Origin of the sequence: Brachybacterium sp. ACRRE (genome assembly GCF_022346485.1) — a bacterium.
Lineage (GTDB): Bacteria > Actinomycetota > Actinomycetes > Actinomycetales > Dermabacteraceae > Brachybacterium > Brachybacterium halotolerans.
This window is the reverse complement of sequence record NZ_JAKRMO010000054.1, coordinates 1-23232: the sequence shown is the minus strand read 5'-3', so window position 1 is coordinate 23232 and position 23232 is coordinate 1. Positions and strand designations below refer to the sequence as shown.

Annotated in this window: 27 protein-coding genes; 25 read left to right on the top strand and 2 right to left on the bottom strand. The window is 73.0% G+C overall.

Going from position 1 to position 23232, the window contains the following annotated elements:
- The first annotated feature begins 84 nt into the window (after positions 1–84).
- From MHY49_RS14520 to MHY49_RS14445, 16 genes are all read left to right on the top strand, one after another.
- A complete protein-coding gene (locus MHY49_RS14520; protein WP_239205234.1) occupies positions 85–321 on the top strand; it encodes a hypothetical protein in 237 nt (78 codons plus the stop codon).
- Positions 318–824, top strand: a complete 507-nt coding sequence (locus tag MHY49_RS14515) for a MarR family transcriptional regulator (protein ID WP_239205232.1) — start codon at positions 318–320, stop codon at positions 822–824. The genes MHY49_RS14520 and MHY49_RS14515 overlap by 4 nt, the downstream gene beginning before the upstream one ends.
- A gap of 65 nt (positions 825–889) precedes the next feature.
- On the top strand, positions 890–2263 hold the full coding sequence (locus MHY49_RS14510) for an Nramp family divalent metal transporter (RefSeq protein ID WP_239205230.1): 1374 nt from the start codon (positions 890–892) through the stop codon (positions 2261–2263).
- A gap of 216 nt (positions 2264–2479) precedes the next feature.
- Entirely contained in the window at positions 2480–2980 is a 501-nt protein-coding gene (gene rpsP, locus MHY49_RS14505; RefSeq protein ID WP_239205228.1) for a 30S ribosomal protein S16, read from the top strand.
- A 1-nt stretch (position 2981) separates the two neighbouring features.
- A complete protein-coding gene (locus MHY49_RS14500) occupies positions 2982–3224 on the top strand; it encodes an RNA-binding protein (protein ID WP_200503605.1) in 243 nt (80 codons plus the stop codon).
- Positions 3225–3329: 105 nt separating this feature from the next.
- Positions 3330–3884: a ribosome maturation factor RimM gene (gene rimM / locus MHY49_RS14495; protein ID WP_239205226.1), complete on the top strand. Its 555-nt coding sequence runs from the start codon at positions 3330–3332 to the stop codon at positions 3882–3884.
- A gap of 3 nt (positions 3885–3887) precedes the next feature.
- Positions 3888–4619, top strand: a complete 732-nt coding sequence (gene trmD / locus MHY49_RS14490; RefSeq protein ID WP_239205224.1) for a tRNA (guanosine(37)-N1)-methyltransferase TrmD — start codon at positions 3888–3890, stop codon at positions 4617–4619.
- Positions 4620–4923: 304 nt separating this feature from the next.
- Positions 4924–5274 (top strand): 50S ribosomal protein L19, encoded by a 351-nt coding sequence (gene rplS, locus MHY49_RS14485; protein ID WP_200503602.1) that lies wholly within the window; start codon positions 4924–4926, stop codon positions 5272–5274.
- 2 nt (positions 5275–5276) lie between these two features.
- Positions 5277–5852, top strand: coding sequence for a signal peptidase I (lepB, locus tag MHY49_RS14480; RefSeq protein WP_239205222.1), 576 nt, complete (start codon positions 5277–5279; stop codon positions 5850–5852).
- 10 nt (positions 5853–5862) lie between these two features.
- A complete protein-coding gene (gene lepB / locus MHY49_RS14475) occupies positions 5863–6672 on the top strand; it encodes a signal peptidase I (RefSeq protein ID WP_239205220.1) in 810 nt (269 codons plus the stop codon).
- Positions 6673–6680: 8 nt separating this feature from the next.
- Positions 6681–7556 carry a ribonuclease HII gene (locus tag MHY49_RS14470; protein WP_239205218.1) on the top strand — a complete coding sequence of 292 codons (876 nt, stop codon included), beginning with the start codon at positions 6681–6683 and terminating at the stop codon, positions 7554–7556.
- On the top strand, positions 7553–7855 hold the full coding sequence (locus MHY49_RS14465) for a DUF2469 domain-containing protein (RefSeq protein ID WP_109275318.1): 303 nt from the start codon (positions 7553–7555) through the stop codon (positions 7853–7855). The genes MHY49_RS14470 and MHY49_RS14465 overlap by 4 nt, the downstream gene beginning before the upstream one ends.
- A 153-nt stretch (positions 7856–8008) precedes the next feature.
- Positions 8009–8416, top strand: coding sequence for a YraN family protein (locus MHY49_RS14460; protein ID WP_239205216.1), 408 nt, complete (start codon positions 8009–8011; stop codon positions 8414–8416).
- Entirely contained in the window at positions 8413–9978 is a 1566-nt protein-coding gene (locus tag MHY49_RS14455) for a YifB family Mg chelatase-like AAA ATPase (protein ID WP_239205214.1), read from the top strand. The genes MHY49_RS14460 and MHY49_RS14455 overlap by 4 nt, the downstream gene beginning before the upstream one ends.
- A 110-nt stretch (positions 9979–10088) precedes the next feature.
- On the top strand, positions 10089–11255 hold the full coding sequence (gene dprA / locus MHY49_RS14450; RefSeq protein WP_239205212.1) for a DNA-processing protein DprA: 1167 nt from the start codon (positions 10089–10091) through the stop codon (positions 11253–11255).
- 81 nt (positions 11256–11336) lie between these two features.
- Positions 11337–12398: a tyrosine recombinase XerC gene (locus MHY49_RS14445; protein WP_239205210.1), complete on the top strand. Its 1062-nt coding sequence runs from the start codon at positions 11337–11339 to the stop codon at positions 12396–12398.
- A 10-nt stretch (positions 12399–12408) separates the two neighbouring features.
- Here the strand turns inward: MHY49_RS14445 and MHY49_RS14440 are convergent, their stop codons facing one another.
- Positions 12409–13026 carry a M23 family metallopeptidase gene (locus MHY49_RS14440; RefSeq protein WP_239205208.1) on the bottom strand — a complete coding sequence of 206 codons (618 nt, stop codon included), beginning with the start codon at positions 13024–13026 and terminating at the stop codon, positions 12409–12411.
- Positions 13027–13549: 523 nt separating this feature from the next.
- Here MHY49_RS14440 and rpsB point away from each other — a divergent pair.
- The 9 genes from rpsB (at position 13550) to MHY49_RS14395 (ending at position 22424) form a co-directional block, all read left to right on the top strand.
- Positions 13550–14572: a 30S ribosomal protein S2 gene (rpsB, locus tag MHY49_RS14435; RefSeq protein WP_200503596.1), complete on the top strand. Its 1023-nt coding sequence runs from the start codon at positions 13550–13552 to the stop codon at positions 14570–14572.
- A 99-nt stretch (positions 14573–14671) separates the two neighbouring features.
- On the top strand, positions 14672–15496 hold the full coding sequence (tsf, locus tag MHY49_RS14430; protein ID WP_228358888.1) for a translation elongation factor Ts: 825 nt from the start codon (positions 14672–14674) through the stop codon (positions 15494–15496).
- Between the two features lie 193 nt (positions 15497–15689).
- Positions 15690–16448 (top strand): UMP kinase, encoded by a 759-nt coding sequence (gene pyrH, locus MHY49_RS14425; RefSeq protein ID WP_200503594.1) that lies wholly within the window; start codon positions 15690–15692, stop codon positions 16446–16448.
- A gap of 177 nt (positions 16449–16625) precedes the next feature.
- Complete coding sequence (gene frr / locus MHY49_RS14420) at positions 16626–17192, top strand: ribosome recycling factor (RefSeq protein ID WP_228358887.1); 567 nt, start codon at positions 16626–16628, stop codon at positions 17190–17192.
- A 34-nt stretch (positions 17193–17226) separates the two neighbouring features.
- Positions 17227–18141 (top strand): phosphatidate cytidylyltransferase, encoded by a 915-nt coding sequence (locus tag MHY49_RS14415; RefSeq protein ID WP_239205206.1) that lies wholly within the window; start codon positions 17227–17229, stop codon positions 18139–18141.
- Entirely contained in the window at positions 18138–19490 is a 1353-nt protein-coding gene (rlmN, locus tag MHY49_RS14410; protein WP_228358885.1) for a 23S rRNA (adenine(2503)-C(2))-methyltransferase RlmN, read from the top strand. Before MHY49_RS14415 ends, rlmN begins: the two co-directional genes overlap by 4 nt.
- 106 nt (positions 19491–19596) lie before the next feature.
- Positions 19597–20145 (top strand): hypothetical protein, encoded by a 549-nt coding sequence (locus MHY49_RS14405; RefSeq protein ID WP_200503591.1) that lies wholly within the window; start codon positions 19597–19599, stop codon positions 20143–20145.
- A 76-nt stretch (positions 20146–20221) separates the two neighbouring features.
- A complete protein-coding gene (locus MHY49_RS14400; RefSeq protein WP_239205204.1) occupies positions 20222–21562 on the top strand; it encodes an RIP metalloprotease in 1341 nt (446 codons plus the stop codon).
- Between the two features lie 13 nt (positions 21563–21575).
- Positions 21576–22424, top strand: a complete 849-nt coding sequence (locus tag MHY49_RS14395) for a DUF4081 domain-containing GNAT family N-acetyltransferase (protein WP_239205202.1) — start codon at positions 21576–21578, stop codon at positions 22422–22424.
- A 6-nt stretch (positions 22425–22430) separates the two neighbouring features.
- Here the strand turns inward: MHY49_RS14395 and MHY49_RS14390 are convergent.
- The coding region (locus tag MHY49_RS14390; RefSeq protein WP_255719976.1) for a class I SAM-dependent methyltransferase at positions 22431–23232 on the bottom strand (802 nt) is incomplete at its 5' end.

Genomic DNA, 23232 nt, shown 5'->3' with positions numbered 1-23232 from the left:
GGTGGCCGAATGGGGCTCCGCGCCGCACAATAGATTTGTGCACCAAACATTGGTGCACAATGCACCGACGTCGACGGAGGGCACATGGACAGGCCACGTGGCACCGACTCCTTCTCCTGGCTGTATCGCACCGGGTTCCGGACGAGCTATATCCTGCTGCACATCATGGGGCCGGCCACGCTCGACTCGGCCATCGACCCCCGCGTCCGGCGCAAGCGCGAGTACCTGCGCCGACGCGACCTGCATCGGCAGTGGCGCGAGAGCACGCGGACGGACAGCGAGAGCAGGCGGACGGACCAACGGGAGGAATCCTCGACGTGAGCGGGACTCGAGCAGACGCGGGCGCGACGAGCGATGCCGCGCGGCAGGAGGTCGACCCCCTCGCGCTCGAGAGCCAGGTGTGCTTCGCCATCACGCGCGCGTCCCGCGGGATCGTCGCGGCCTACCGGCCCGTGCTCGAACCCCTGCATCTGACGCATCCGCAGTACCTGGTCATGCTCGCCCTGTGGCAGGAGTCCCCGCTCTCCCTGAAGGAGCTGAGCTCCCGGCTGGCGCTGGACCCCGGGACCCTGTCGCCCCTGGTGAAGAGGCTCGAGTCCACCGGCTACCTCGAGCGGACCCGGGCCTCGGAGGACGAGCGCTCGCTCGCGATCGTGCTCACCGACAGCGGCCGCGCCCTGCGCGAGCGCGCGCAGGCCGTCCCCGGCATCATGCGCGAGCGCCTGGGGATGGGCGAGGACGAGGTGCAGGCGCTGCACGCCGGGATGATGAAGGTCGTCGATCTCGCCGCGCGCTCCGAGCAGGGCGGGCCCGCGGAGATCTGACGGGCGCTGAGCGGACGGCGCGCCGCGGTGCGCGGACGGCGGCCTCGGCCCTGTAGCGTCGGCGCATGCACTCCGAGGACGCAGCGCACCCCTCCCCACACCCCAGAGACCGCACCGACGCCCCCGCGCCGTCGGAGGCGCCCACCGCCGTCGACGCGGTCGAGGAGGCCTCCGGCCCCGCCCGCTGGCGGATCATCGGCCCCGGCCTCGTCGTGGCCGCGACCGGCATCGGCGCGGGCGACCTCGTGGCGACCCTCGTCGCCGGGTCCCGCTACGGCTACGCCCTGCTGTGGGCCGCGGTCGCCGGCGTCATCATCAAGATCTTCCTCGTCGAGGGCGCGGGCCGCTGGACGCTCGCCACCGGGCACTCGATCTTCGAGGGCTGGCGGCGCGTGGGCCGCTGGACCTCCTGGTACTTCGGGCCCTACATCATGATCTGGGGCTTCGTGTACGGCGCGACCGCCATGAGCGCCTCCGCGCTGCCGATCGCCGCGCTCGTCCCGCAGCTGCCCGTGATCGGCGACATCGGCCTGTTCGCCCACATGCCGCTGGCCGTCTACGCGGTCTTCTCGGGCCTGGTCGGCGCGGGGCTCGTGTGGTTCGGCCGCTACCACGCCCTCGAGAAGGTCGTCGCGGTGCTGGTCGGCATCATGTTCGTGACCGTCGTCGGCGCGGCCGTCATCACCCTGCCGAACATCCCGGACATCCTGGGCGGGCTGATCCCGCGGATCCCCGAGGGCGGACTCTGGTACACCCTGAGCATCGCGGGCGGCGTGGGCGGCACCATCACGCTCGCCGCCTACGGCTACTGGCTCACCGAGAAGGGCTGGTCCACGCCGCGCTGGATGCGCGTGATGCGGATCGACAACGCGATGGCCTACGTCATCTCCGGCATCTTCGTGGTCGCGATGCTCATCGTCGGCGCCGAGCTGCTGTACTCCAGCGGCATCGCGATCGGCGAGGAGGACCGCGGTCTGCTGGACCTCGCGGACGTCCTCGCCTCCCGCTACGGCACCGCCATGAGCTGGGTCTTCCTCATCGGCTTCTGGGCATCGTCGTTCTCCTCCGTGCTGGGCGTGTGGAACGGCGTCTCCATCATGTTCGCCGACTTCTGGGGCAGCGCCCGCAAGCTCCCCGAGGACCACCCGAAGCGGCGCATCGGCGGCACCTACTACCGCTTCTTCATCCTCTGGCTGACGTTCCCGCCGATGCTCCTGCTGCTGCTCGGCAAGCCCGTGCAGGTGATCGTCGCCTACGGCGTGCTGGGTTCGCTGTTCATGCCCTTCCTCGCGATCACGCTGCTGGTGCTCATGAACTCCCGGCACATGCCCGAGCGCTGGCGCAACGGCTGGGTGCTCAACGCGATCCTCGGGATCGTCGCGGTCGTGTTCATCGCGCTCGGCGGCAATCAGCTCGTGGGCGCGATCGCCGGCGCCTGAGGCGGGGGAGGGGCCGTGTGCCTCGGGCCGTGTGCCTCGGGGCACACGCCCTCGCCTGGCGACCGCCCGTCGGGCCTGGCATAATCGACCCCTGTATGCGCGCCGACCGGCCCTCTACCCGTCTTCGCGCGACACCCCGAGACGCGTCAGCGCCCGCATGACCCCACAGGCTGCGGCGCGGCTCACCCGAACATCGCCGAAGGAGAGTCCACACTCGTGGCCGTCAAGATCCGTCTCAAGCGCATGGGCAAGATCCGTGCACCGTTCTACCGCATCGTCGTGGCCGACTCGCGCAAGAAGCGCGACGGCGCCGTGATCGAGGAGATCGGCAAGTACCACCCCACCGAGCAGCCCTCGTTCATCGAGGTCCAGTCCGAGCGCGCGCAGTACTGGCTCGGCGTGGGCGCGCAGCCCACCGAGCAGGTCGCCGCGATCCTCAAGGTCACCGGCGACTGGCAGAAGTTCACCGGTGAGGGCGACGCCGCCGGCTCCCTCAAGGGCGCCGAGTACAAGCAGTCCGCCGAGGACCTCATCGCCGAGGCCGACAAGGCCGCCGCCGCGTCCCGCGAGGACGCGAAGAAGGCCAAGGACGCGGACGCGGCCGAGCAGCCCGAGGGCCAGGACGTCGAGCCCGGCTCCGAGGAGGCCCCCGCCGAGGGCGAGACCACCGCCGAGGCCGACGCCGCCGCCGACGACGCGAAGTCCGACGAGGCCTGAGATGAGCGCACGCGCTGAGGCTCTCGACCACCTGGTCCGCGGCATCGTCGACAACCCCGACGACGTCCGCGTCACCGAGAAGGACACCCGGCGCGGCCCGCTCCTCGAGGTGCGCGTCAGCCCCGAGGACCTGGGGCGCGTGATCGGCCGCTCGGGCCGCACCGCCCGCGCCCTGCGCACCGTCACCGGAGCGATCTCCGAGGACGACGTGCGGGTGGACATCGTCGATGTCGACCGGCGCTGAGCAGAGCGCATCTCGCACCGCACACGGAGGCGGCACCGGTCACCGGTGCCGCCTCCGTCGCGTCAGGGCCCGTCGGCCCCATCCCCTCCGGCAGAAAGCGATCCCATGAACGCACTGGACGTCACCGTCGCGACCATCGGCAAGGCCCACGGGCTCAAGGGCGAGGTCGCGCTGATCCTGCGCACCGACCAGCCCGAGGAGCGCCTCGGCGCCGGCACCGTCTTCACCGCCGCGACGGAGACCGGCGAGCGGGACCTCACGGTCGTCGCGACCCGCATCCAGCAGGGACGCTGGTACGCGCGCTTCTCCGAGGTCTCGAGCCGCACCGACGCCGAGTCCCTGCGAGGGGTCGAGCTGACCCTCGCCGTGGACACCGAGGTCGAGGCCGAGGAGGACCCGGAGGCCTGGTACCCCTCCGAGCTCAAGGGCCTCGCCGTGCGCCACGTCGACGGACGCGAGCTGGGCACCGTCATCGATCTCGAGCACTACCCGGCCCAGGACCTGCTCATCGTGCGCGCCGCCGACGGCCGTCGCGTCATGCTGCCCTTCGTCGAGGAGCTCGTGCCCGAGGTCGACGTCGAGGCCGGCACGGTGCTCGCCGACCCGCCCGGAGGTCTCTTCGAGGCGACGGACGAGGACGCCCCGGGAACCGGGGCCTGAGCCGTGCGCATCGACGCGATCACCATCTTCCCCGAGTACCTCCAGGCCCTCGACCTCTCCCTCATCGGGAAGGCGGCGCGCGACGGCCTGATCTCCGTGCACCGTCACGACCTGCGGACCTGGACCCACGACCGCCATCGCACCGTCGACGACTCGCCGCTCGGCGGGGGCGCCGGCATGGTCATGAAGCCCGAGCCCTGGGCCGAGGCCTTCGCCGCCGTGCTCGCCGCGGGCCGCGCCGAGCTCGGGGCCGACGCCCGTCCGCTCATCGTCTTCCCGAATCCCGCGGGGCGGGTGTTCCGGCAGGACCTCGCCCAGGAGTGGTCCGCGCGCGAGTGGATCGTCTTCGCGTGCGGGCGCTACGAGGGCATCGACGAGCGGGTCTACGAGCACCTGGCCGACGAGGGCCACGAGGTCGCCCTGGCCTCCCTCGGCGACTACGTGCTGAACGGGGGAGAGGTCGCCGTGCTCGCCCTCACCGAGGCGATCGTGCGCCTGATCCCCGGGGTCGTCGGGAATGCGGCGTCGCTGGTCGAGGAGTCCCATTCCGACGGGATGCTCGAATACCCCCTGTACACGCGGCCGGCGCGCTGGACGGACCCGTCCGGCGCCGTGCGCGAGGCCCCCGAGATCCTGCTCTCCGGGGATCACGGGCGGATCGCGGCCTGGCGCGCCGAGCGCTCCGCCGAGCGCACGCGGGAGCGTCGCCCCGACCTCTGGGACGCCCGCGGCTGACCTCCTCCCGCCGCCCGTCCCGCCGGCCCGGCGTGATCTGCGCCGGACCGGATTGCCGGGGCGCTCGCGCTGCTGGCAGAATGACCCGCTGTGTGCATGCCGCGCACCGCTCTGCCCCAGGGGAGCGATGCGGCAAGCGGCCGGGCAGATCCGTCGCGTCGGAAACGCGGCCAGAGGCCCAGCACCACGGAGCGGCGCGACTCCTCGCGAGCGGCGCCGCACCGGAACCCACGGTTCACCATGCAGGGGCTCAGCCCCCTTTCGAGAACCCCGTCCGACCTGGGGCGAACGGCAGGAGAGAACGATGCAGAAGCTCGATGCGATCGATCAGGCGCAGCTGCGGGACGACGTCCCCGATTTCCGCGCCGGCGACAACATCAAGGTCCACGTGAAGGTCGTCGAGGGCAACCGCTCCCGCGTGCAGGTCTTCCAGGGCTACGTCATCGCCCGTCAGGGCGACGGCATCCGCGAGACCTTCCGCGTGCGCAAGGTGTCCTTCGGCGTCGGCGTGGAGCGCGTGTTCCCCGTCCACGCCCCCACGATCGACAAGATCGAGGTCGTCACCCGCGGTGACGTCCGCCGCGCGAAGCTGTACTACCTGCGCAACCTCACGGGCAAGAAGGCCCGCATCAAGGAGAAGCGCGAGCACTCCTGAGCGTGCCCAGCACCTCGTCCACGCGGCGGCGGCCACTCCTGGTGGCCGCCGCCGCGTGCGTCGTCCTGCTGCTGGTCGTCGCGTTCGGTGTGCGCCAGTTCGTCGCCGCGCCGTTCCGGGTGCCCAGCGGATCGATGGAGCCGACGCTCCGCTCGGGCGACGTGATCCTCGCCGACCGCACCGGCGGCACGGCGGTGCATCGCGGCGAGCTGGTCGTCTTCGACGGCTCGGGCTACTTCCCGAAGGACGGCGCGATCTCGCGCTACTGGGTCAAGCGCGTGGTGGCCGTGGGCGGCGACAGCATCCGCTGCTGCGACGACGGCGGGCACCTCGTGCTGAACGGCGAGAGGCTCGAGGAGCCCTACCTCGCGCCCGGCACCGACACCACCACGGTCCGCTTCGACCTCGAGGTCCCCGAGGGACGCATGTTCGTCCTCGGCGACAACCGTGCGGACTCCACGGATTCCCGCTTCCTGCTCGGATCGCCCGGCGGGGGCATGATCCCGACCGATCGCGTGATCGGTGAGGCCAGTCGCATTGTCTGGCCCCTGGGAAGAGCGGGCCGACTCGACCGATAGGATCAGCGCGATGAACGAGAAGGCGCCGACCCCCGGGGACCACGATCCCGAGGACGCGACCGTCCGCGACCAGTCGTCGGAGGGCGCGAGCGCCGACGGCCCGGGGCAGCGGCCCCAGCCCGGCCGGAGCGGGGGCGCACGCGCCGCACGGCGTCGCGGATACCGCGGGAGCTGGCTCGACTACGCGGTGACCATGCTGGTCGCGCTGATCATCGCCGTGCTCGTCAAGACCTTCCTCATCCAGCCGTTCTTCATCCCCTCGGACTCGATGAACCCGACGCTCGTCCAGAACGACAAGATTCTGGTCTCGAAGCTGAGCCCCGGGGTCTTCGACCTCCATCGCGGCGACGTCGTCGTCTTCGAGGACACCCAGAACTGGATGCAGAGCGAGACGGGGACGGACCAGTCCTCCCGCTACCGCCTGCTCACGGTGCTCAGCTGGGTGGGCCTGGCCCCCGATCCCTCGCAGAACCACCTGGTCAAGCGCCTGATCGGCCTTCCGGGTGATCACGTGCAGTGCGTCGAGGGCGGAGATCTCTCTGTGAACGGCAAGACCCTCGACGAGCCGTACATCAACCCCGAGACCCCCGCCTGTCAGACCTCCTTCGACGTGACGGTCCCGGCGGACAAGCTCTGGGTCATGGGCGACAACCGCTTCGACTCCGCGGACTCCTCGTACCACTACTCGCAGGGCGAGGAGCCCTACGTCGACGAGGACGACGTCACCGGCCGCGCGGTCGCGATCTTCTGGCCCGTGAGCCGCTGGACCGGACTGGGCGACGGGCGCGACGCCTTCGCCTCGGTCCCCGACCCCTCCTGAGGGCGCCCGTGACCGCGCCCGCGTCCTCGACTGCTGGTCGGCGCCGCGCGTCGGCCCCGACCTGGGACACCGAGATCGCCCTCGCGCTCGCGCATGCCGATGCCGCGCACCCCGCGCCGCACGGCGACGCAGCCGCCGACCCCGCGCGCCCCGTCGTCATCGCGGGGGTGGACGAGGTGGGCCGCGGCGCGCTCGCGGGCCCGGTGGTCGTCGGGGCCTTCGCGGTGCTCATCGGAGCCGACGGCCCGGAGCACGCCCTGCCCGAGGGCGTCCGCGACTCCAAGGCCCTCACCGCCCGCCGCCGCGAGGCCCTCGTCGGCCCCCTCCGGGAGGTCGCCCACGCCCACGCCCTTGGGTGGGCGAGCCCCGAGGAGATCGACGCCCGCGGCATCCTCGCCGCGCTGAGCCTCGCCGCGGGCCGCGCGATCGCCGGGCTCGGCGTCGCCGCGGACATCGTGCTCATGGACGGCGACGCCGACGTCATCACCCCGGCCCTCGCCGCACAGGGACCCGGATCGGCCGACGGGTGGGAGGCCGGACATCCCCTGCCCTCGGTGCACCTGCGCGTGAAGGCCGACCGCGACTGCATGAGCGTCGCCGCGGCGAGTGTGCTCGCGAAGGTCGCGCGCGACGCGCACATGGTCGACCTCGACGCCCTCGCGCCCCACTACGGCTGGGCGGGCAACCAGGGGTACGGATCGGCGGCGCACCGCGAGGCGCTGCGGACCCGCGGAGCCCACGCCCAGCACCGCAGGTCCTGGAACCTGGGACTCCCCGTGAGCGGGGCCGCGAACGTCCAGGAGACGCCGGGCGTCCCTGGCGTACTGTGGTCGGACGCGGGCGAGCAGCCCCGTCCCCGGATCCCGAAGGAGGCGCAGCCGTGAGCACGCAGGACCTCGAGAGCTACGAGTCCGACATGGAGCTGCAGCTCATCCGGGAGTACCGCGACGTGGTGGGGCTGTTCACCTACGTCGTCGAGACCGAGCGCCGCTTCTACCTGTGCAACCAGGTCGACATGCAGGTCCGCACCGCCGGCGGCGAGGTCTTCTACGAGCTCACCCTGGCCGACGTCTGGGTCTGGGACATCTACCGCTCGAGCCGCTTCGTCCGCTCCGTGCGCGTGGTGACCTTCAAGGACGTCAACATCGAGGAGCTCGCGAAGCCCGACATCGCGCTTCCCTGATCCCTGGTCCCTGATCCCTGATCCCCTGGGGCGACGGACGGGCCGATCCCGTCGGCCGGCCGCGGGTCGCCCTCCGTTCCTCCCCAGTGCACCGTCATCCACAACGGCGACCCCGGCCGCGCGCGAGGCGTGCGCGAGCGCCAGGGTGAGGGCATGACACGTCGACCCGCACCCATCCCGTTCCCCGCCGCCGTCCCGCTGGCCAGGCTCAGCGCCCTCGAGCTCGGGAGGATCGGCGAGCAGGTCGTCGCCGACCACCTCGCCGAGGTCGGCTGGCAGATCGTGGAGCGCAACGCCCGCTTCCGCGCCGGCGAGATCGACATCGTCGCCCTCGAGGGAACCACCCTCGTGTTCGTCGAGGTCAAGACGCGCCGCACCCTGGTGACGGGTGTCCCGCAGGCGGCCGTCACCCCGTTGAAGATGCGACGCCTGCGAGCGCTCGCCGGCGCGTACCTCATGGAGCATGCCCCGCGGCACCACGAGGTGCGGATCGACGTGGTCGCCGTGCACGTGCTGGGCGCGGGCGGCTGCGAGATCGAGCACCTGCGGTCCGTGTCATGAGCGCCGTGACCACGCGCCGGGGCGCGAGGACGGGCGCCGTCGGGCTGCGCGGCGTCACCGGGACCCTCGTCGAGGTCGAGGCCGACGTCGCCACCGGGCTGCCCGCGTTCTCGCTGGTCGGCCTTCCGGACTCGACCACCCTCCAGGCGCGCGAGCGGGTGCGCGCGGCCGCGGGTGCCATCGGCACCCCGCTCGCCCAGCGCCGGATCACCGTGAATCTGAGTCCCGCGTTCATCCACAAGGTGGGCTCGGGGTTCGACCTCGGGATCGCCGTCGCGATCCTCGCCGCCCAGGGCACGCTGGACCCGGAGGCGGTGGCGGACGTCGTCCACCTCGGCGAGCTCGGTCTGGACGCGACGCTGCGCCCGATCCCGGGAGTGCTGCCCGCGCTGATCGCCGCGCGCGCGGCGGGCGTGCGCCGCGCCGTCGTCCCCGAGCAGAACGCGCGCGAGGCACGCCTCGTGGAGGGCATCGAAGTGTTCTCCGCGGTGGACCTGGGCCAGGTCATGCGCCACCACGGATGCCGGGCGCCGCTGAACCCTCCCGCCCAGAAGACCCTCGCGCCGCGCAGACCTCCCGCATCCCGTGCGGAGGCCGGTGCGCGCCGCCCAGGCCTCGACTTCGCCGACGTCATCGGTCAGGCCCAGGCGCGCCGTGCCGCCGAGGTCGCCGCCGCCGGCGGGCACCACCTGATGCTGCAGGGGCCTCCGGGCACGGGGAAGACGATGATCGCCTCGCGGATCTCCGGGATCCTGCCCGCCCTCGAGGACGAGGACGCGATCGCCGTCAGCGCGATCCGCTCCCTGGACCGGAGCTTCGACGCCGGAGGCGGCCTGATCCGCACCGCCCCCTTCGAGAGCCCGCACCACACCGCGAGCGCGCCGAGCGTGATCGGCGGCGGCAGCGGCATCGCCCGCCCCGGCGCGGTCTCCCGCGCCCATGCCGGGGTGCTGTTCCTCGACGAGGCCCCCGAGTTCAACTCCCGCGTGCTCGAGGCGCTGCGCGAGCCCCTCGAAACGGGCGACATCACCCTGCACCGCGCGCTGAGCGTCACCCGCTATCCCGCGCGCTTCCAGCTCGTGCTCGCCGCCAACCCGTGCCCCTGCGGGCTGTCGTGGGGGAAGGGCACCCGCTGCACGTGCACCCCCATGCAGCGCCGCAGCTATCTCCGGAAGATCTCCGGCCCGGTGCTGGACCGGATCGACATGCGCGTGGACGTGGGGCCGGTCGACCCGATGCGACGGGACGCCGGCGCCTCCGAGTCCAGCGCGGAGATCGCCCGGCGCGTCGCCCGCGCCCGTCAGAGCCAGGCGGCGCGCTTCGCCGACGAGCCCTGGCACCTGAACTCCCAGATCCCCGGCCCCGAGCTGCGGCGCACGTACAGCGCCGACGAGCGCGCCGCGGCCATGCTCCAGCGCGCCCTGTCGCACGGCCGCCTGACCCTGCGCGGCCACGACCGCGTGCTGCGCGTCGCCTGGACCCTCGCCGACCTCGACGGCAGCGCGCGCCCCGACACCGACCACGTGGGCCTGGCGCTCACCCTGCGCGGGAAGGACCTGTGATGACCGCGGCGGGCCCCCGGGACAGCGCGTGCGAGGAGAGTGCGCAGGCGCACGAACGACTCGCGTCGGACGCACGAGGCACGTCGGACGCGGCGTCGTCGGCGGATCGCATGGCCCGCATCACCTGGTCGCTGCTCGCGGAGCCCTCCGACGATGTCGCACACTCCACCTGCACGGTCCACGGCGTGCGCGAGGGACTCGAGATCCTCGCCCGAGGAGATCTCGACGCGGTCGAGCACGCCCTGCGCATCCTGCCGGTCCACGACCCCACCGCGCCGCGTGCGCAGCGCATGGATCGTCGCGCCGCCGCCGCGGCCGGACTCTCGCGCTGGAAGGAGCGCGAGGGGAGGATCGATGCGCGGTCCGTCCTGGATCGGGCCGCCGGCCAGGGAATGCGCGTGATCGTGCCCGGGGACGCGCAATGGCCCGCGGGCCTCGACGACCTCGGCCCCGCCGCCCCGTTCTGCCTGTGGGCCCACGGCCCCGGGGATCCGGCACGGCTCGCCGACGAGCGGGCGATCGCGATGGTCGGCTCCCGCGCCTCCACCCCGTACGGCGAGGACTGCGCCTCATCGATGGCCGCGCAGCTCGCCGCGGAGGGATCGACGGTGCTCTCGGGCGGGGCCTACGGCATCGACGCCGCCGCGCACCGCGGGGCGCTCGCCGCCGGCGGACCCACGATCGCCGTCCTCGCCGGAGGTCTCGACCGGCTGTACCCCAGGGGGAACGACCAGCTGCTGCGCGCCATCCGCGAGCGCCACGTGCTGCTGAGCGAGGCACCGCCGGGGACGGCGCCCACGCGATGGAGGTTCCTCGCCCGCAACCGGCTGATCGCGGCGCTCGCGCGCATCGTGGTGGTCGTCGAGGCGGCCTGGCGCTCCGGCGCGCTCTCCACCGCGCGGCACGCCGGGACGATCACACCGCCGCGCACCGTCGCGGCGGTGCCCGGGCCGATCACCTCGGCCGCCTCCGCCGGCTGCCATCGGCTGGTGCGCGACGGGCAGGCCGTCCTGGTCACCGAGGCGCAGGAGATCCGCGAACTGCTGCCGCACTCGGCACCGGCCGGCGACTCCTCCTTCGCCCAGCAGGACGAGCTGGACCTCCTCGACCCCGCCGACCGGCACGTGCTGGACGCCGTCCCACCGCGCTCGCGCATCACGATCGACCGCCTCGCGAGCGAGGTCGGCCGCCGCGAGAGCGAGGTGATGGCGGCCCTGGGGAGGCTCGACGCCCTCGGTCACGTGCGCATCACCGGGGAGAAGGTGGGCCGGCGCTGAGCGAGCGAACGGCCCGGCGATGCGCCCTCGCGGACTGCGCGCCGCCCGGCTCCGTCGCCGGCGCGGTGCCACACTGGGCCCATGGCCACCGGGAGCACTGCACGCGACGGGGGAGCGGTGCGCGCCGCGGAGGACGATCAGGTGCTCGACGCCTTCGCCGAGCACCTGCGCTTCGAGCGCGGACGCTCCGAGCACACGGTCGCCGCCTACTCCCGCGAGGCGCGCAGCCTGCTCGTGCATCTGCACGAGGTCGAGCGCATCGAGCTCGCCGATCTCGACGTGACGGCCCTGCGCTCCTGGCTCGGCGCCCGTGCCGAGGCCGGTCTCGCCTCCTCGTCCCTCGCCCGGGCGGCCGCGGCCGCGCGCACCTTCACCACGTGGCTCGCGCGCACCGGACGGATCCCTCAGGACATCGGCGGCCGGCTCAAGGCTCCCAAGCGGGGTCGCCATCTGCCCGCCGTGCTCAGCCAGGGCCAGACGGAGGAACTGCTCGAAGCGGCCGAGCACGGGACCGCCCCGCCTCGCCCCGCAGGCGGCGCGCACGGCACGGGGCGCGGGGAGCGGTCGGGACGGAGCCCAGACGGCCGGAGCATCGACGGCCAGATCGCAGACGACTCCCGCCGCGAGATCGACGAGGCGCTGCGCCGGCGCGACGCGGCGGTGCTCGAGCTGCTCTACTCCTCGGGCCTGCGCGTCTCCGAGCTCGTCGCCCTCGACCTGCGCTCGATCGACCACGCGGAGCGCACCGTGCGCGTCCTCGGCAAGGGCTCCAAGGAGCGCATCGTGCCCGTCGGCCTCCCCGCGATCCGCGCGATCGAGGAGTGGACCGGCACGGGCCGCCCGGTGCTCGCCACCGGGGGCTCGGGCGAGGCGCTGTTCCTGGGGTCCCGCGGCGGGCGCCTCGGCGACCGCGCGGTGCGCACCCTCGTGGACCGCCACGCCCAGGAGGCGGGGATCCGCCGCCACATCAGCCCGCACACGCTGCGCCACACCGCCGCCACGCACCTCGTGGAGGGCGGCGCGGACCTGCGCAGCGTCCAGGACTTCCTGGGCCACTCCTCGCTGGGCACCACGCAGATCTACACCCACGTCAGCGCCGAGCGCCTGCGCAGCACCCTGGACCAGGCGCACCCGCGCGCCTGACCGCCGGCCCTCAGCCCGCGCGCCGAACGAGCAGGGCGAGCGCCGTCCCTGCCGCCTCCAGGGGCAGCAGCACACTCGGCTCGGCCCCGCGCAGCAGCGGCTCGGGATCCACGTAGTCCGCGCCCCCGCGTCGAGCCCCGAGATGCAGGCACGCCTGCGCGCAGTGGCTCGCCCCCTCGCCGTCTCCCGGGCCGCCGTCCCCGCCCTCCTGGAGCTCGCCGATCACCTGGCCGGCGCGCACCCGATCACCCGCCGCCACGTCCGCCGTCACCGGCTCGTAGGTCGAGAGCAGCCCGTCGGCGTGCAGGATCGAGACCACGCCCCGACCGGCCACGGAGCCGGCGAAGCGGACCGTCCCGTCCTCGACGGCCCGCACCTCGGTGCCGCTCGCGAGGATGTCCACGCCCCGGTGGCCCGGCCCGTAGCGGTGCTCGGGCGCGACGAACGGGGCGATGATCCGATGCGGGGGAGCCATCGGCCACTCCCAGCGGGCCTGCGCTGGGAAGGGCGCACCGGCCTCGTCGCCGCCCGCGGTGTCCCCGGGAGCCCCGGGATCCCCGTGCGCGGGAACCGTCATCTGCAGTGCGGCGACCAGCACCAGGCCCATCAGCGCGACCAGGAGGCGCACAGCGCCGCAGGGGACGTGGGCGTCCCGAGGGGCACCCGGACGGTGCGCGGTCCGCGCGGCGTGCGCGCCGGGCGCGGAGCGAGTGGGGTGCGCACCATGAGCACGGCGGGTCGGGTGAGGAGCCATGCCCGGATCCTCGCGCCGCACGCGCCGTCCCGTCGGCCCCGGGGCCCGACGGTGGACAACCGGGGCATGGGGAGGATCGGCGGGATGAACGCACGTGCGCGCGTGATGCACGGCGCTCCCCGGAGGGTGCCTGCGGGCACCGCGGTCGGCTAGACTGACGACAGCGTCCGGCATGTCCGGGCGACTTCGCGTGCCCGCATGGTCCATCCGGTCGTCGGTCCTCGCGATCCGCGTCCCCGCCTCCCGGCGGGGAGGGATCCGGGGAGGTCGGAGGGCCGGGCACCAGGCCCTGCGCCGTCCGGCGGCAGGGGAGAACCGAGAATGCAGGTCCTGCGCGAGGACCGCGGACGCCGCCACGGTGCGCCGCGCGAGCCCAGGGCCGGGAAAGAGACAGACCATGGCAGTCGTCACCATGCGCCAGCTCCTCGAGAGCGGCGTCCACTTCGGACACCAGACCCGTCGCTGGAACCCGAAGGTGAAGCGCTTCGTGTTCGCCGAGCGCAACGGCATCTACATCGTCGACCTGATGCAGACGCTGACCTACATCGACAAGGCGTACGAGTTCGTCCGCGCGACCGTCGCCCACGGCGGCACCATCCTGTTCGTCGGCACGAAGAAGCAGGCGCAGGAGTCCATCCGCGAGCAGGCCACCCGCGTGGGCATGCCCTACGTGAACCAGCGCTGGCTCGGCGGCATGCTCACCAACCTGCAGACGGTCTCGCAGCGCGTGAACCGCCTCAAGGAGCTCGAGCAGATCGACTTCGACGATGTGGCCTCCTCCGGCCGCACCAAGAAGGAGCTGCTGATGATGCGCCGCGAGAAGGACAAGCTCGAGAAGACCCTGGGCGGCATCCGCGACATGGGCCGCACCCCGAGCGCCGTCTGGATCGTGGACACCAACAAGGAGCACCTCGCCGTCGACGAGGCCCAGAAGCTCAACATCCCGGTCGTCGCGATCCTCGACACCAACTGCGACCCCGACGAGATCACCTACCCGATCCCGGGCAACGACGACGCGATCCGCTCCGTCGCCCTGCTGACCCGCGTCGTGGCCGACGCCGTCGCCGCGGGCCTCCAGGACCGCCACGCGAAGTCGGAGAAGGGCGAGAAGAACGTCTCGGCGGTCGACGCCGAGCCGCTCGCCGAGTGGGAGCAGGAGCTGCTCAAGCAGTCCGAGGTCCAGCAGGACGGCGCCCCCGCCGAGGAGTCCGTCACCGCCGAGGCCGAGGGCGTCGCCGGTGCCGAGAAGAACCTCGAGGAGCAGAAGGCCGCCGCGGCCGAGGAGAAGGCCGTCGAGGAGACCCCCGAGGTCCCCACCGCCGATGCCTCCGACGTCGAGGCCTCCGAGGTCCTCGGTGCCGAGGAGGACGCCAAGGCGTCCGCCGGCGAGACCGAGGTCCAGACCGAGCCCTCCGAGTGAGCGCGCTCCCCGGGCGGGGTGCGTCCTTCGCGGCGCACCCCGCCCGGGGGCTCCTCCCCACCTCCCCGCACGACCTCTCCCACCAGGAAGAAGGAACACATGGCGAACTACACGGCTGCTGACATCAAGGAGATCCGGGAGTCCACCGGCGCCGGGATGCTCGACGTCAAGAAGGCACTCGACGAGGCCGAGGGCGACAAGGCCAAGGCCGTCGAGCTGATCCGCGTCAAGGGTCTCAAGGGCATCGCCAAGCGCGAGGGCCGCAGCGCCTCCGAGGGCCTCATCGCCGCGGACATCCGCGACGCCGAGGGCGGCCAGGAGGGCACCCTCGTGGAGCTCAACTCCGAGACCGACTTCGTCGCCAAGAACGACAAGTTCGTCGCCCTGGGCGACGAGGCCGTGGCCGCGGCCGTCGAGTCCGGCGCGACCGACCCCGAGCAGCTCGCCGAGACCTCCTTCGGCGAGGCCCTCACCAGCGCCGCCGCGACCATGGGCGAGAAGATCGTCGTGCGCCGCATCGGCCGCGTGAAGGGCGAGGTCGTCACCTCGTACATGCACCGCACGAACAAGGACCTGCCCCCGCAGGTCGGCGTGCTCGTCGCCACCGACGAGGCCGGCGCCGAGGTCGCGCGCGACGTGGCGATGCACATCGCCGCCTACTCGCCCGCGTACCTCACGCGCGACGAGGTGCCCGCGGAGATCGTCGCCGACGAGCGCCGCATCGCCGAGGAGACCGCGAAGAACGAGAACAAGCCCGAGAAGGCCATCCCGAAGATCATCGAGGGGCGCCTCAACGGCTACTTCAAGGAGAACGTCCTGCTCGACCAGGCGTTCGCCAAGGATCCCAAGCAGACCGTGGGCAAGGTCCTCGAGGGCGCCGGCGGCACCCTGACGGGCTTCGTCCGCTTCCGCGTCGGCAACTGATCCCGCGCATCTGACGAGCGCCCGGGCCCCGCGCCCGCGCCGCGCCCGCCCACGGCAGGGCCCCGCATCCGCCACGGATGCGGGGCCCTCCGCCGTCACGCGTGCGGACGTGATCACGTCCGCGCCGATCCATGGGGTCCGCCGCCCCGTGCGCCGGTATCATCGCCCGAGACCTCGACCGGAAGGACCTTCCATGACCCAGGCGTCCGTCACCTCCCAGATCCCGGTTCTCCCGAAGAAGGAGGGCGGTCGCCGCGTCCTCCTCAAGCTCTCGGGCGAAGCCTTCGGCGGCGGCACCGTGGGCGTGGACCCGGATGTCGTCTCCCGCATCGCCGGCGAGATCGCCGAGGGCGTCGCGCAGGGCGTCGAATGCGCCGTCGTCGTGGGCGGGGGCAACTTCTTCCGCGGCGCCGAGCTCTCGCAGCGCGGCATGGACCGCCGCCGCGCCGACTACATGGGCATGCTCGGCACGGTCATGAACAGCCTCGCGCTCCAGGACTTCCTCGAGCAGAAGGGCGTCTCCACGCGCGTGCAGACGGCCATCGCGATGGGCCAGGTCGCCGAGCCCTACCTGCCGCTGCGCGCCGTGCGCCACCTCGAGAAGGGTCGCGTGGTCATCTTCGGCGCGGGCGCGGGCATGCCGTACTTCTCGACCGACACGGTCGCCGTGCAGCGCGCCCTGGAGATCGGCTGCCAGGAGGTGCTGATGGCCAAGAACGGCGTGGACGGCGTCTACACCGCCGACCCGCACAAGGACCCGACGGCCGAGAAGATCGAGCAGATCACCTACGGCGACGCCCTGCAGCGCGGCCTCAAGGTCGTGGACGCCACGGCCTTCAGCCTCTGCATGGACAACGCCCAGCAGATGATGGTGTTCGGCCTGGACACCCCCGGCAGCATCACCCGGGCCATGGTGGGCGACCGCATCGGCACCCTCGTCACCGGCGACTGAGCCCACGAGGCGGGGCGGACGCCGTCCGATCCGGCCCCGTCGGCCCTTCCCCGCGCCGCCCGACCGCCGCCGGTCGCGCACGACGGGGAGCGATGGGGGAGAATGGACCGCGGTGCCGGCGCACGGAGCCGGTGCCACCACGACCTGAGCCACGAGATGAGCAGCGAGGAGCGCGACGTGAGCGATGACATCCCCGGCGTCCTGAAGGACGCCGAGACCAAGATGACCAAGACGATCGAGGTCACCAAGGAGGACTTCTCCACGATCCGCACCGGTCGTGCGAACGCCGCCATGTTCCAGGGCATCACCGTGGAGTACTACGGCGCACCGACCCCGCTGAACCAGCTGGCCTCCCTGCAGTTCCCCGAGGCCCGCACGGTCATCGTCACCCCCTACGACAAGTCCTCCACGGGGGCCGTCGAGAGCGCTCTGCGCGACTCCGATCTGGGCGTGAACCCCACGAACAACGGCGACAACCTGCGCATCGTCCTGCCGGCCCTCACCGAGGAGCGCCGCAAGGACTACATCAAGCAGGCCAAGTCCAAGGCGGAGGACGGCCGCGTGGCCGTGCGAGCCAGCCGCGGCACCGCCAAGAAGGCCATCGAGAAGCTGGTCAAGGACAAGGAGGTCGGCGAGGACGAGGGCTCGCGCGCTGAGAAGGACCTCGAGGCGCTCACCAAGAAGTACATCGAGCAGGTCGACGAGGCCCTCGCGGCCAAGGAGACCGAGCTGGCCACGGTCTGAGCGCTCGCGCTCCCTCCGCCCGCTCGTCCGCGCCGTGGTCCCCGCAGCACCCGATCGCACCGCCCCGTCCCTCCCGGACGGGGCGGTGCCGGGTGCGCCCGAGGACGGGACCCGGCCCGAGGCCGAGGCCCCGGCGGCCAAGCGGCGCGGGCCTGGCCGCGACCTGCGCGCGGCGATCCCCGTCGGCATCGGCCTCGTGGCCGTGCTGCTGGTGTGCCTGTTCGCCGTCCCCGTCGTCTTCCCCGCCTTCATCGCGCTCGCCCTGGTCCTCGCCGTCCTCGAGCTGACCCGCGCGCTCGCCGCCGGGGGCATGCGGGTGCCCGTGATGCCCGTGCTCGTGGGCGTGGTCGGCATGGTCGTCACCACCGAGGTCTTCCGCCTGGACGGCCTGGTGATCGCGACGGCGCTGGCCGTGTGCGTGCTGATCCTCTGGCGCGTCACCGAGTCGATGGGCACCGTCGCCCTGCGCGACGTCGCCGCGGGCGTGTTCACGATCGCCTGGGTGCCCTTCCTGGGCTGCTTCGCGCTCCTGCTCTTCGATCGGCCCGACGGCGCCCTGCTCGTGCTGCTCGCGTTCCTCGTGCCCGTCGCCAACGACACCGGCGGCTTCATCGCCGGGGTGCTGCTGGGGCGGCATCCGATGGCCCCGTCGATCAGCCCCAAGAAGAGCTGGGAGGGATTCTTCGGCTCGCTGGTGCTGGGCACCGCGGCGGCCGTCGTCTTCCTGGTGTTCGCGGACACCGCGCCCTGGTGGACGGGCCTGGTCATCGGCCCGGTGCTGGTGATCATCTCGACCTGCGGCGATCTCGCCGAGTCCCTGCTCAAGAGGGACCTCGGCATCAAGGACATGGGGCACCTGCTGCCCGGCCACGGGGGCGTCCTGGATCGCATCGACTCGATCCTGCTGGCGGCCCCCGCCACGTTCATCCTCCTGGAGGTGCTGGTATGACGCACGACCTTCCCGATCCCGCCGTGCCCGCCCCCGGCGCCCGCGACGCGGGCCCGTCGGCCGACGGGGCGAGCCTGCCCGACCTCTCCCGCGAGGCGGTCCCGGGCGAGAAGATCGCCCTCGCCCCCGGTCAGCTGCAGCTGCGCCCCACCCGGCGCGGCAAGCCGCCGGCCCACCTCGCGGACCTGACCATGGACGAGCGCATCGCGGCCGTCGAGGAGATGGGCCTTCCGGGCTTCCGGGCCAAGCAGCTGTCCGTGCACTACTTCGAGCACGCGACCGTCGACCCCGAGGCGATGACGGACCTGCCCAAGGACCGCCGCGAGGAGCTCGTCGCCCGCTTCTTCCCGCAGCTGCTCACGCTCGTCTCGATGCAGAGCGCCGACAACGGCGCCACCCAGAAGATGCTCTGGCGACTGTTCGACGGCTCCCTCGTGGAGTCCGTGCTCATGCGCTACACGGGCCGCACCACCCTGTGCATCTCCTCGGAGGCGGGCTGCGGCATGAACTGCCCGTTCTGCGCGACCGGGCAGATGGGGCTGAGCCGCAACCTCTCGACCGCCGAGATCCTCGAGCAGGTGCGGATCGCCAACGGGAAGCTCGCCGCGGGCGACGTCCCCGGCGGCACCGGCCGGGTGAGCAACATCGTGTTCATGGGCATGGGCGAGCCGCTCGCGAACTACCGGCCGGTCGCGACCGTCTGCAAGCGCCTGAACGCCCCGGCCCCCGAGGGCTTCGGGATGAGCGCCCGCAACATCACCGTCTCGACCGTGGGCCTCGCCCCGGCGGTGCGCAAGCTCGTCAAGGAGGAGATCCCGGTGACCCTCGCGGTCTCCCTGCACGCTCCGGACGACGCCCTGCGCGACGAACTCGTCCCGATCAACACCCGCTTCGACGTCGACGAGATCCTCAGCGCCGCCCACGAGTACTTCGAGGCCACCGGCCGTCGTGTGAGCATCGAGTACGCGCTGATCCGCGACATCAACGACCAGGAGCACCGCGCCCAGCTGCTCGCCGACCGCCTGATCGACAAGGGCGGGCGGCACTGGGTGCACGTGAACCCGATCCCCCTGAACCCCGTCAAGGGCTCGAAGTGGACCGCCTCGGACCCGATGGTGGAGAAGCGCTTCGTGGAGACCCTGCGCGACAACGGCATCCGCACCACGATCCGCGACACCCGCGGCTCCGACATCGACGGCGCCTGCGGCCAGCTCGCTGCGACCGTCATCGAGTCCGACACGCACCGCGCCGACCGCGAGGCGCGCGTCGCCCGCGTCGAGGCCATCGCCTCCCGTCCCGAGGACGACGAGGGCACCGTGCTCGAGGACGCTCCCGAGACCGTGGGCTGAGCGGCGCGCCCCACCCGGCGCGTCCCGCCCGGCGCGGCATCAGCTCCCCGCCCCGCCCGCTCGGTACAGTGGGGGAGCGGCATCGACCCCTGGAAGGAACTGCCCCGTGAGCACATCGTTCGAGCGCGTCTCCCGCTTCAGCGTCGGCTACGACCCGCATGAGGTGGACGACTTCCTCGCGCGCGCCCGCACCGCCTACGAGCACGGCGGCTCCGGCTTCGACAGCGCCGACGTCACGTCCGCGAGCTTCGGCACCCTCCGCGGCGGCTACGACATGCGCACCGTCGACGAGGCCCTGGACCGGCTCTCGGACGCCTTCGCCCTCCAGCAGCGCGACGACGCCATCGCCCGCCAGGGCGAGGAGCAGTGGATCTCGCGCCTCACTGAGCGCGCCGAGACCCTCAAGGACCGCCTCGAGCGCCCCGCCGGGGAGCGGTTCGCCCCCGGCGCCCACGGTGAGCGCTCCTACGACCGCACCGACGTCGACGCCCTGTGCGACCAGCTCATCGCCTACTTCACCGAGGGCCTGCCGATGAGCGTGGACGACGTGCGCCGCGCGGCCTTCCGCCGCCGCAAGGGCGAGGACGGCTACCAGGAGGCCGTGGTGGACGTGTACCTCGACCACGTCGCCGACCTCATGGCCTCCGTGCCGTGATCCTGCCCGTCCGGACCCCGTCGGCCGCATCCGGGGACCCCCGGAACGCACCCGCCGCGAGCGGGCGCCCCCGCCCATGACCGTCCTCCTGTACGCGCTCGGGGTGCTGGCCGTGGCCCTGGGCATCGCGGTCTCGATCGCCCTGCACGAGCTGGGGCACCTGATCCCCGCCAAGGCGTTCGGGGTGCGCGTCACCCAGTACATGATCGGCTTCGGGCCGACGATCCTCTCCCGTCGCCGCGGCGAGACCGAGTACGGCGTCAAGGCGATCCCGCTGGGCGGGTACATCCGCATGATCGGCATGTATCCGCCGCGCCGCGACGACGCCCCGGGGACGATCCGCGAGGACTCCACGGGCCTGTTCCAGCAGATGGCGCAGGACGCCCGCGAGTGGGAGGCCGAGCAGTACGATCCGGCCGAGTCCCATCGCACGTTCTCCGCGCTCACCGTGCCGCGCAAGCTCGTCGTCATGCTCGGCGGGCCGACGATGAACCTCCTGATCAGCGCGGTGCTGCTCGGTGTGCTCGTGTGCGGTATCGGCCTGCCGGCGTCCTCGACGACCGTCGAGACCGTCTCCCGCTGCGTGCTCCCGGCCGACGCCCCCGAGGGCACCTCCTGCACGGGTCATCCCGAGGCCCCCGCCCTCGCCGCGGGGATCGAGCCCGGCGACCGGCTGCTCGAGATCGACGGGCACGCGATCGATCAGTGGGCCGACGTCACGAGCGCCGTGCGCGGCGCCGGCGACCGCGAGATCGACGTGGTCGTCGAGCGCGACGGGGAGCGGCTCACCCTGCACGCGACACCGATCCTCGACGAGCGCCCCGTGATCGCGGAGGACGGCAGCGCGAAGACCGACGCGCACGGCGACGTGGTCACCGAGAAGGTCGGCTTCCTGGGCGTCGGCCCCGGTCAGGAGCTGCAGCGGCAGTCCCCGCTCGAGGTGCCGGGCACGGTCTGGCAGACCTTCGAGGGGACCGCCCGCATCGTCGTCACACTGCCCATGCGGCTCATCGACGTCGCGAAGGCCGCCTTCGGCGACGGCGAGCGGGACCCCGACGGGCCGATCGGCGTGGTCGGCGTGAGCCGGCTCGCGGGGGAGGTCGCGAGCGCCGACCAGCCCCGCTTCGACCTCACGGCGAAGGTCTCCACGCTGATCTCGATGCTCGCCTCGCTGAACATGGCCCTGTTCGTGTTCAACCTGATCCCGCTCATGCCCCTGGACGGCGGGCACGTCGCGGGCGCCCTCGTCGAAGGGGTCCGACGGCGCATCGCGCGCTGGCGCGGGAGGCCCGACCCGGGCCCGGTCGACATGTCGCGGCTGCTGCCCCTGACGAACGTGGTCGCGCTGCTCTTCCTCGCGATGACCGTCATGCTGCTGTATGCGGACATCGTGGACCCCATCACCCTGTTCCCGTGAGAGGCTCGGATCCATGTTCTCCCGCGGTCCTCGGCTGCGAGCCCTGAGGCCCACCGGCGTGCAGGGCGCGATCGACCACGTCCTCACGGACCCCCTGGTCAACGCCCTGCCGGGCGCGAGGCTCGTCGACATCCGCCACAGCCTGAGCGTCGGCCAGGAGTTCAGCATCGCGGGGGAGGAGCGGCGCACCGACGGGCTCCTCTGGCACGGCGTGAACGTGTCCCCGGTGAGCGCGAGCCCCCGCTCGATCGGCCTGTTCGCCGAGCACCTCGCCGCCCGGCCCCGCCGCTGCAGCTCGATCGTCGGGGAGCGCTCGGCGGTCGCGTCGCTGTGGGCGCAGCTGGCCCCCGTCTGGGGGCGGCAGATCCGCGAGCAGCGCTGGTCCCAGCCCCTGCTCGAGGCGACCGCAGAGCCGTCGCGACCCTTGCCGCCCTCGGGCCTGCGCCGGGCGGTGCGCGGGGAGGAGGAGATCGTCTTCCCCGCCGCGGTCTCCATGTTCCGCGAGGAGGTCGGCACCGACCCCCTCGCGCATGACGGAGGGCGCGGCTACCGCTCGCGCGTGCGCGACCTCATCACGCTGGGCCGCACCTACGTGGTCGTGCGCGACGGGCGGGTGCTGTTCAAGGCCGACGTGGGCGCCGTGCTGGGGCCCGTCGCCCAGATCCACGGCGTCTGGGTGGACCCCGAGCGCCGCGGGGAGGGGATCGGCCGCGCGGCCATGCACGACCTCGTCGGCCTGGTGGCCCGGGACCACGCCCCGCGGGTCTCCCTCTACGTCAACGACTTCAACGAGCCCGCGCGCCGCGCGTACGCGGCCGCCGGCTTCACCCAGCGCGGCGAGCTCACCACGATCCTCTTCTGAACGCGCTCAGGGCCGCGCGATGATCAGCCGCAGAGAGCCGTCGAACGCCTCCGCGTCGCGCAGATGCCCGTGCCGCGTATCCCACGCCCCGGACTCGAGGTCCGCGCCCAGCTCGCGCACGAAGCGCTCGGAGACCTCCGGGTCCACGAAGCTCCACGCCGAGTTCGCCGTGCGGGCGCCCGGATCCAGCAGGGCCTCGGGCCGGCCGAAGTAGGCCTCGCCGAAGCCGTCGGTGCAGCCGCGCGGGATCGGCAGCTCCCGCACCTCGACGTCGCCGCCCAGGATCTCGGCGATCCGCGCGGGAGCCGGGTAGCGGGAGGCCTCGGTCGCGATCACCTCGGGCGCGTACTCGGCCAGCCAGAACCGGTCGAGCGCCGCCGGATCGCAGCTCAGCACGACGACGGGCCCGACGGTCACGCGCCGCACCTCGCGCAGCCCCTTCTCGAGGTCGCCCCACTGGTGGACGGTGAAGGAGGCGAGCGCCGCGTCGAAGGCGCCGTCGGCGAACGGGAGGTCCTCGGCGCTCGCCTCGATCGCGGGGGCGAGGTCCGACGGCCGCTGCGCGCGCATGGTGGCGCTCGGCTCGACGGGCGTGACCTCGCGGTCCGTCGGCTCGTAGGAACCGGCGCCCGCGCCCACGTTCACCAGGGTGCGCGCGGTGCCCAGCGCGTCCTCGATCGCCTCCGCGATCCGCGGGTCCGGCCGGCGGTAGGTGCGGTAGCCCGCGCCGATCGCCGAGTAGTCGGCGTCCCCGGCGGAGCCGTCGCCGCCGGGCGCCGCGGTGCCGGCGGGGGCGGAGGGATCGGGG

Bases quoted from the DNA above. Each gene is read 5' to 3' on its own strand.
- MHY49_RS14520 (WP_239205234.1), top strand. From the start codon at position 85: ATGGACAGGCCACGTGGCACCGACTCCTTCTCCTGGCTGTATCGCACC.
- MHY49_RS14510 (WP_239205230.1), top strand. From the start codon at position 890: ATGCACTCCGAGGACGCAGCGCACCCCTCCCCACACCCCAGAGACCGC.
- MHY49_RS14500 (WP_200503605.1), top strand. From the start codon at position 2,982: ATGAGCGCACGCGCTGAGGCTCTCGACCACCTGGTCCGCGGCATCGTC.
- rimM (WP_239205226.1), top strand. From the start codon at position 3,330: ATGAACGCACTGGACGTCACCGTCGCGACCATCGGCAAGGCCCACGGG.
- rplS (WP_200503602.1), top strand. From the start codon at position 4,924: ATGCAGAAGCTCGATGCGATCGATCAGGCGCAGCTGCGGGACGACGTC.
- lepB (WP_239205220.1), top strand. From the start codon at position 5,863: ATGAACGAGAAGGCGCCGACCCCCGGGGACCACGATCCCGAGGACGCG.
- MHY49_RS14460 (WP_239205216.1), top strand. From the start codon at position 8,009: ATGACACGTCGACCCGCACCCATCCCGTTCCCCGCCGCCGTCCCGCTG.
- MHY49_RS14455 (WP_239205214.1), top strand. From the start codon at position 8,413: ATGAGCGCCGTGACCACGCGCCGGGGCGCGAGGACGGGCGCCGTCGGG.
- dprA (WP_239205212.1), top strand. From the start codon at position 10,089: ATGGCCCGCATCACCTGGTCGCTGCTCGCGGAGCCCTCCGACGATGTC.
- MHY49_RS14445 (WP_239205210.1), top strand. From the start codon at position 11,337: ATGGCCACCGGGAGCACTGCACGCGACGGGGGAGCGGTGCGCGCCGCG.
- rpsB (WP_200503596.1), top strand. From the start codon at position 13,550: ATGGCAGTCGTCACCATGCGCCAGCTCCTCGAGAGCGGCGTCCACTTC.
- tsf (WP_228358888.1), top strand. From the start codon at position 14,672: ATGGCGAACTACACGGCTGCTGACATCAAGGAGATCCGGGAGTCCACC.
- pyrH (WP_200503594.1), top strand. From the start codon at position 15,690: ATGACCCAGGCGTCCGTCACCTCCCAGATCCCGGTTCTCCCGAAGAAG.
- rlmN (WP_228358885.1), top strand. From the start codon at position 18,138: ATGACGCACGACCTTCCCGATCCCGCCGTGCCCGCCCCCGGCGCCCGC.
- MHY49_RS14400 (WP_239205204.1), top strand. From the start codon at position 20,222: ATGACCGTCCTCCTGTACGCGCTCGGGGTGCTGGCCGTGGCCCTGGGC.
- MHY49_RS14395 (WP_239205202.1), top strand. From the start codon at position 21,576: ATGTTCTCCCGCGGTCCTCGGCTGCGAGCCCTGAGGCCCACCGGCGTG.